General features: G+C 68.3%; 8 protein-coding genes. 6 read left to right on the forward strand and 2 right to left on the reverse strand.

From position 1 onward, the window contains the following. The first annotated feature begins 61 nt into the window (after window positions 1-61). The 6 genes from NH602_RS08525 (at window position 62) to NH602_RS08555 (ending at window position 5864) form a co-directional block, all read left to right on the forward strand. The gene (locus NH602_RS08525) at window positions 62-1867 is read left to right on the forward strand and encodes a tyrosine-type recombinase/integrase (protein ID WP_253067502.1); all 1806 of its coding nucleotides are present in this window, start codon (window positions 62-64) and stop codon (window positions 1865-1867) included. A 135-nt stretch (window positions 1868-2002) separates the two neighbouring features. Beyond that, window positions 2003-2794 (forward strand): alpha/beta fold hydrolase, encoded by a 792-nt coding sequence (locus tag NH602_RS08530; RefSeq protein ID WP_253067503.1) that lies wholly within the window; start codon window positions 2003-2005, stop codon window positions 2792-2794. A gap of 4 nt (window positions 2795-2798) precedes the next feature. Next, window positions 2799-3575, forward strand: a complete 777-nt coding sequence (locus NH602_RS08535) for a MerR family transcriptional regulator (protein WP_253067504.1) — start codon at window positions 2799-2801, stop codon at window positions 3573-3575. Beyond that, window positions 3572-4129: a GntR family transcriptional regulator gene (locus NH602_RS31230; protein ID WP_256494190.1), complete on the forward strand. Its 558-nt coding sequence runs from the start codon at window positions 3572-3574 to the stop codon at window positions 4127-4129. The genes NH602_RS08535 and NH602_RS31230 overlap by 4 nt, the downstream gene beginning before the upstream one ends. 22 nt (window positions 4130-4151) lie before the next feature. Next, complete coding sequence (locus tag NH602_RS08550; protein WP_253067505.1) at window positions 4152-4730, forward strand: NUDIX hydrolase; 579 nt, start codon at window positions 4152-4154, stop codon at window positions 4728-4730. A gap of 135 nt (window positions 4731-4865) precedes the next feature. Further along, on the forward strand, window positions 4866-5864 hold the full coding sequence (locus tag NH602_RS08555; RefSeq protein ID WP_253067506.1) for a hypothetical protein: 999 nt from the start codon (window positions 4866-4868) through the stop codon (window positions 5862-5864). An 85-nt stretch (window positions 5865-5949) separates the two neighbouring features. On the opposite strand, the gene NH602_RS08560 is transcribed toward NH602_RS08555, so the two are convergent. Together NH602_RS08560 and NH602_RS08565 are read right to left on the reverse strand one after the other, a co-directional pair. After that, entirely contained in the window at window positions 5950-6204 is a 255-nt protein-coding gene (locus NH602_RS08560) for a hypothetical protein (protein ID WP_253067507.1), read from the reverse strand. Between the two features lie 5 nt (window positions 6205-6209). Then, the coding region (locus NH602_RS08565; protein WP_253067508.1) for a transposase family protein at window positions 6210-6694 on the reverse strand (485 nt) is incomplete at its 5' end.

Below are 6694 nucleotides of genomic sequence, written 5' to 3' on the forward strand. Positions count from 1 at the left end.
AAGATCACTCACCAGTCTGCGTGACACGTCTCGTGACACGAAGGGCTCGTATCCTTGGCCCATGACACGGGCGAAGGCCGGTCGCCGGAGGCAGCGCGGGACGATCGACAGGCTCCCGAGCGGCGCCCTGCGCGTCCGCGTGTACGGCGGGCAGGACCCGGTGTCGGGGAAGCGGAACACCCTCGTCGAGGTGGTCGAGCCCGGTCCGCGTCAGGAGTCCCGCGCCGAGGCCGCGCGGACGCGGCTCCTCAATGCCGTCGACGAGCAGCGCAGTCCCCGCACGAGCGCGACGCTGGACCAGCTACTCGACCGGTACCTGGAGACCCTGGACGTCGGCGCGACCACGCACCGCGCCTACACCCGGTACCTGGAGCTGCACGTGCGCCCGTTCCTCGGGCGGACCAAGGCCGGCGCCGTCGGCGCGGAGGCCCTGGACTCGCTCTACGCCGAGCTGCGCCGCTGCCGCAACCACTGCTCGGGGGTGGCAAAGCGTGTCGACCACCGGACGCCGCGGGAGCACGAGTGCGACGACCGGTGCCGTCCGCACCGCTGCCGCCCGCTCGCGCCGGCCACGATCCGGCACATCCACTTCGTGCTGAACGGCGCGTACTCGCGCGGGGTGCGGTGGCGCTGGGTGTCGGTCAACCCGGTCGAGTTCGTCTCGCCGCCCGCGAAGCCGCCACCGGACCCGCAGCCGCCGTCGGCAGGGGAGGCCGCACAGCTGCTCAACGAGGCGTGGCGGGACCTGGACTGGGGCGCCCTGGTCTGGCTGTTCATGACCACCGGCGCCCGCCGCGGCGAGCTGTGCGCGCTGCGCTGGTCGAACGTCGACCTCGACTCCGGGACGCTCACGTTCCGACGGGCGATCGCCCAGGACGGCCGGGCGTTGCAGGAGAAGGACACCAAGACTCACCAGCAACGGCGTCTCGCCCTCGATGCCGAGACCGTCGAGGTGCTGCGCGACCACCGGGAGCGGTGCGAGGAGCGAGCCCGGACGCTCGGGATCGAGCTGCGGCCGGACGCGTTCGTGTTTTCGCTGGCCCCGGACGGGTCGGCCAGCCTGGTGCCGGGCTCGGTCACGCAGCGGTACTCGCGGATGGCGGCGCGGCTCGGGTTGGACACGCACCTGCACAACCTGCGCCACTACTCGGCGACGGAGCTGATCGCGGCCGGGGTGGACGTGCGCACGGTCGCAGGGCGGCTCGGGCACTCCGGCGGTGGGGTGACCACCCTGCGGGTCTATGCGGCGTGGGTGTCGGAGGCGGACCAGCGGGCGGCAAGCGGGCTCGGGGCGCGGATGCCGGAACGGCCGGCGGGGCCGGGGTCGGAGATCGAGCGGGTGCGGCGGGATCCGCGGTCGGCGCGGGAGCGGCTGGCGGTCGAGCTGCTGGAGCGGATCGAGTCCGGGGCTGTGCCGGAGGGTGGGCATCTGCCGGGGGTCAAGGTGCTGGCTGCTGAGCACGGGCTAGCGCCGAGCACGGTGCATCGAGCGTTCGAGCTGTTGCGGGAGTGGGGTGTGCTCGTCGGTGCGTCGGGGGAGCGGCCGACTGTCGTCGCGCCGTCGACCGAGGACGATCGTCCGGCCGCGTCGGATACGGAGGTGCGCGAGCAGCCGACCCTCGCCGCGGCTACCGCCGAGAGTTACTTCTCGGTGGTCGTCCGGGGGCCGGGTGGCCGCCGGTACCCGGCCCGTGTGGTGACGGGCAGCCTCGCCGATCCGTCGTCGTTCCGGGCCCACCTGCTCGGCATTGCGCGGATGGAGGATCCGGAGACCGCAGGCGACGGAGAGGCGTGGATCGGGGACTTCGAGATCGAGGTTGTTCCCCTCGCGTCCCCGGACCAGACCGCGATGGTCTTTCGCTGGTAGCTCTCACTTCGTCTTCACCTGGACCTACCGCGACCCGCCGGCGGCCACAGCTCGATCGTCCTCACCCTGAGCGGACTCGTCGCCGAAGGGCAAGAACTTGACCTTGACCCAAGGTCAAGGCGGACCGTGAAGGGCATGACGAACCCCGAGTGGACGGGCATGGTTCCCGTCGATGACACGGCACTGGCGGTCTCGGACAGCGGAGGTGCGGGCAGACCGGTCGTCTATCTGAACGGTTGCTTCGCCAGTCGGCGGCACTGGAATCGGACCATCGCCGACCTTGGTGACGGGTTCCGGCACATCACCTTCGACGAGCGCGCCCGCGGCAGCTCGAAGCGCTCGGCTGACTACTCGTTCGCGGCCTGCCTGCGGGATCTCGAGGCCGTTCTCCAGGCGCGGCAGGTCCGCCGGCCGATCCTGGTCGGGTGGTCCTACGGGGCCTTCATCGGAACGTTCTGGGCCGAGCAGAATCCCCACCGCGTCTCGGCCGTGGTGAATGTGGACGGGGCACTTCCGTACGGCCTGACCGGCGAGGCGAACCGTGAGCGGATCGAGAAGACGTTCCGCCGCATTCGGATGCTGCTGCCGCTGGTCGCGCCTTTCGGGCTCGCGGCCCGCATGTCGGCCGGCGAGCATGCCGCGGTGAACATCGAGCTGAACGAGCTGGCCGCGTCCTGCGGTCCGGTTCTGGACCGGATCGGCTGCCCGGTGCGCTACGTCGTGGGCAGCGGTGACAGCTTCGGGGGCAGCGACGGCGAGCACGACGATGCGCGTGCCGCTCTGAACCCCCACCTGAGCCGGAACGCAAACCTGCAGGTCGGCGCCAAGGTCGCGAGCGACCACGGCAAGATCTTGCGCAACGACTACCGTGCCATCGCTCAGGTCGTGCGTGATGTTGCTGCGGCCGATGACTCGGTGACACGCTGAGTTGGTGGTCGGCGGACTGACGATCGGTCAGGCGGCCGCGTTCTGCGGCGTGACGATCAAAACCGTGCGGCACTACCACCGGGTCGGTCTAGTGGAGGAGCCGCGCCGTGACACCTCCGGATATCGCCGGTACACCTCGACAGAGCTGCTGCGGCTGGTCCAGGTACGGACCTTGGCCGAGGCCGGAGTCGCTCTCGCGGAGATCGACGACATCCTCGGCACCGACACCGTGGTGTCGGCTGCGGCCCTGTCCGGCATCGAGCGCAGACTCGATGAGCAGATCGCCGAGCTGATCGGGCGACGCGAAAGGCTGCGTCGTCTCGGCGACGGAGACCGGGCACTGTTGTCTGACCGCGCCTGTCTTCTTCTGGAGCGACACGCCGAGGTCGGGTTCCCGCCGGACTTCGTCGCCGAGCAACGCGACGGAATGATCCTGGCGAAGTCGTTGGGGCCCGAGTTCTTCGACGGGTACCTGACCTTGCTCGATCGCCGGCTCGCGGATCCGGTGTATGTCGAGCTGCAGAAGCGCGGCTGGACGGCGGCATCGTGGAGGCCCGACGATCCGCGTCTCGACGACCTCGCCGGTGCGATCGCCGACAACCTCCTCAAGGACCGCGAGCTGATGGAGGCCCAGGGCGCGGCCTTCGTGACGCGTGATGCGGGCGTGCGGTATCGCGTGATCAGCAACCATCGGGCCGATGAGTTGCCGACCGTCGCCCGCCTCAACGAGCTGATCGAAGCCCGGCTCCGGGCAGCAGGTCTCACAATGCCGACGCAATGAGGTCCCGTCGCCGCCCGGTGGGCCGCCCGATTGCTGCTCCGGCTCCGGCTACCGCGCTCGGCAGATACGCTGAGCCAGCCTGTCGTCGACTCGGGAGCGTCACCGCTTTGGCTCCTCGTGGGACCTCTCACCGCATCGCGGAGGATCTGCGCCATCGCATCCGCGACGGCGAGCTGACGCCCGGTTCTTTCCTGCCCTCAGAAGCGCAGCTCTGCGAGCAACACGGCGTCGCCAGGGGAACGGTCCGGGCAGCGCTGGCTGTGCTCGTGGGCGATGGCGTCGCCGAGGTCGTCCCGGGCGTCGGGCGTCGGGTCGTTGGAGGCACCGGGACGGACCGGACGACGGCGTACGGCCGCATCGCCGAGGACCTCGCGGAGCAGATCCGCGCCGGGACGCTGGCCCCGGGCACCGCGCTCCCGAGCGAGGCGACCGTGATGGAGCAGTACGACGTCTCCCGCAACACGGCGCGACGAGCGTTCAAGGTCCTTGCAGAATCCGGGGTAGTCGTCGTGCGGCACGGGGTCGGTGCCTTCGTGCGATCGGCCGACTCCTGAGCAGGAGCGCTACGGTCGCTCCATGACGAGCCCGGAGGGCGTCTCGCCGGACGTCTGGCACGTGCACGGCGAGCGCGTGATCTACGACAACGAGTGGGTCACGGTCGGCTTGGCTGACATCTCCCAGCCGTCGGGAAAGCGCTTTGAGCACCACACCGTAACGCTGCCCGCTGCGGCGATGACGGTCGTGCTGGACGACGACGGCAGCAACGTCCTGCTGTCCTGGCGCCACCGGTTCGTGCCGGACCTGTGGAACTGGGAACTCCCCGGCGGCCTGCTCGACGACGGCGAGTCGCCCGCCGAGACTGCGGCCCGGGAGGTCGAGGAGGAGACCGGTTACCGGCCCCGGACGGTCGAGCACCTGGTGACGTTCGAGCCGATGGCCGGGACCGTGCGCAGCGCGCATCACGTGTTCCTGGCGCGCGGCGCCGAGCGAGTCGCCGATCCGACCGAGCTTAACGAGGGCACGTTCCGGTGGGTGCCTCTCGCGGACATCCCGCACATGATCGCGACCGGCAAGGTTGGGAACTCAGGTGCGCTAGTCGGACTGCTGCATGTTCTCGCGATCTCGAGAATGCCGCCATCGCTGCCGGCTACCTAGTGCTGCAAGTGCAGTCCGGTATGTCGTGAGAAGCTGGTGGTCGTTCGGCGGTGATGATCACTGCAGGCGGTCAAAGGAGCAAGCTTTACCTCCTTTCGCTAAGTCCCCGAGCAGCTGTCGGAAGGAAGCGTCACTATGACCGAGAATACGCCGCAAGGACTTCCTGTCAAGGCGCCGCGCACGATCGTCTACCAGAACGCCGATTTCGTCTCGGCGATGCTGCAAGAGATGTACCAAGTAGGACTGCTCCAGTCGTTGGAAAGCGACGCCAACGGGAAGACTTCCGCGACAAAGGACAGTCAGGGGAAGGTCGCACTCGGAGCTAACGCCGAAGGGAGTGTGCCGCTCCTCGCTAAAGCTACTGGCAAGGGTGATGGCGAATGGGTGCGAAAGCAGGCCGAGGTCGACGAGCGATCGAGTGCTCAACGACAGAAGTTCGTTTACTCACAAGCGCACTACCTCGACGCCGTGCGTCGAGGGCTTGATGACCGCGGTCAACTCTCTTCCGATACGTTCGGTGCGTCAGCTGGAGACATCGTGGAGTTCACTGCCCTCACGGTGCGACCAAACGAGGTAACCGCCCTGCTGGATATTGCAACCCCTGCGCTGATCAGGGAGGTCGCCCGGTTCGTCGTTCGGCGCGGCAAACGGGCTGAGATTCAGGAGACGATCGACCTGGCTCAGACTGCAGGCGTCGAAATGAGTGCGGAGAAGATCGCCGCGCAGCGCGCCGTTCATGAGCTCGCGGCGTCCGATACGGCTGATGTGGCCGAGGCAATTGCCTCGGCACTCCAGGTCGATGCACGACGCACCGCCACCCGCGAATACCACGCCACTGTCGCCGACGACCGCAATGCCGTCCTGATCTGCGACGCAGAACATTTCGTGACTGCGGACCCTGATCGTCTCCTCGATGGCCAGTTCACCATTCTTGGCAAAGTTATCAAGCCGCTGAATTCGAGCACGCCAATTCTTGCTGGCAACAAGTTGCTGAGGCGATTTCAGCCAGAGGCGGTAGCCGACCTTCTCGGCAATCTCGACGCCGACGAGGCTGTGGCCGAGTACTTCGACCTATCCTTCGATACGGAGATCACCAACGCGATCACGGTTATGCCCGTTGCGATATATATTTGAGCCGTTGGTCCTGTCGTGAGGCAATTGAAGGTCGCCGTTCCGCGGCAGGCTCGAGGTGGGGCTGCACCGTCTGAAACCAGGGTGTTTACCAGCCGAGTAGCTCGAGGATCCGGCGGCGCTGTCGTTCGGATCCGGTCCGGCCGGCCAGGCGGCCGGCGCGCTCCGCCTGGGCTCGTGACTCGGTGATCTCGCCACGTGCTCGCAGGGCCAGCGCGAGGTCGACGCGGAGGCTGACCTCCGCGCGGCCGTACTGGCCATCGGGCATCGCGGCCAGGGCGGTGCTCAGGTCGTCGATCGCGGATGTCTCGCCGAGTCGGGCGAGGCAGTGAGCCTTTGCCAACCTGATCAAGCGTTGGCGATCACGAGGGTCTGAACTGCGGCGATGAGTTCGTCGGCCCGGTTCGGGCTGGAGCGGATCTTGCGGAGGACTTTCCAGTTCTTCAGTTCGGCGTTGGCCCGCTCGCCCGGTCCGCGGCGGCGGGCGTGCGCGGCGTTGACCTCCTTCTGCGCCCGCGACAGCCGCCGGTAGCGGCCGGTGTCGGGGTCCTTGCGTCGCCGGCGCTGGGGAACCGCGACGGTCGGGCCGGCGCCCTGGTAGGCGGTGTCGGCTGCCGCCCGGATCTGGTGCTGGTCCAGAGCATCGATGATCCCGTGCTCGCGGGCGGCTCCCATGTCGTGTCGTGCACCGGGCAGCGGCGGGGAGATCCACACCAACCTGCCGATCGGATCGGCGATGACCTGCACATTCAACCCGTGGGCCTTGTGTTTCCCCGAGTAGAACGCGCGGTCGTAGCCGCCGGCCATGCCGACCCGATCGATCCGCAGCAGGG

This window comes from Pseudonocardia sp. McavD-2-B, assembly GCF_024124365.1.
Classification (GTDB): domain Bacteria; phylum Actinomycetota; class Actinomycetes; order Mycobacteriales; family Pseudonocardiaceae; genus Pseudonocardia; species Pseudonocardia alni.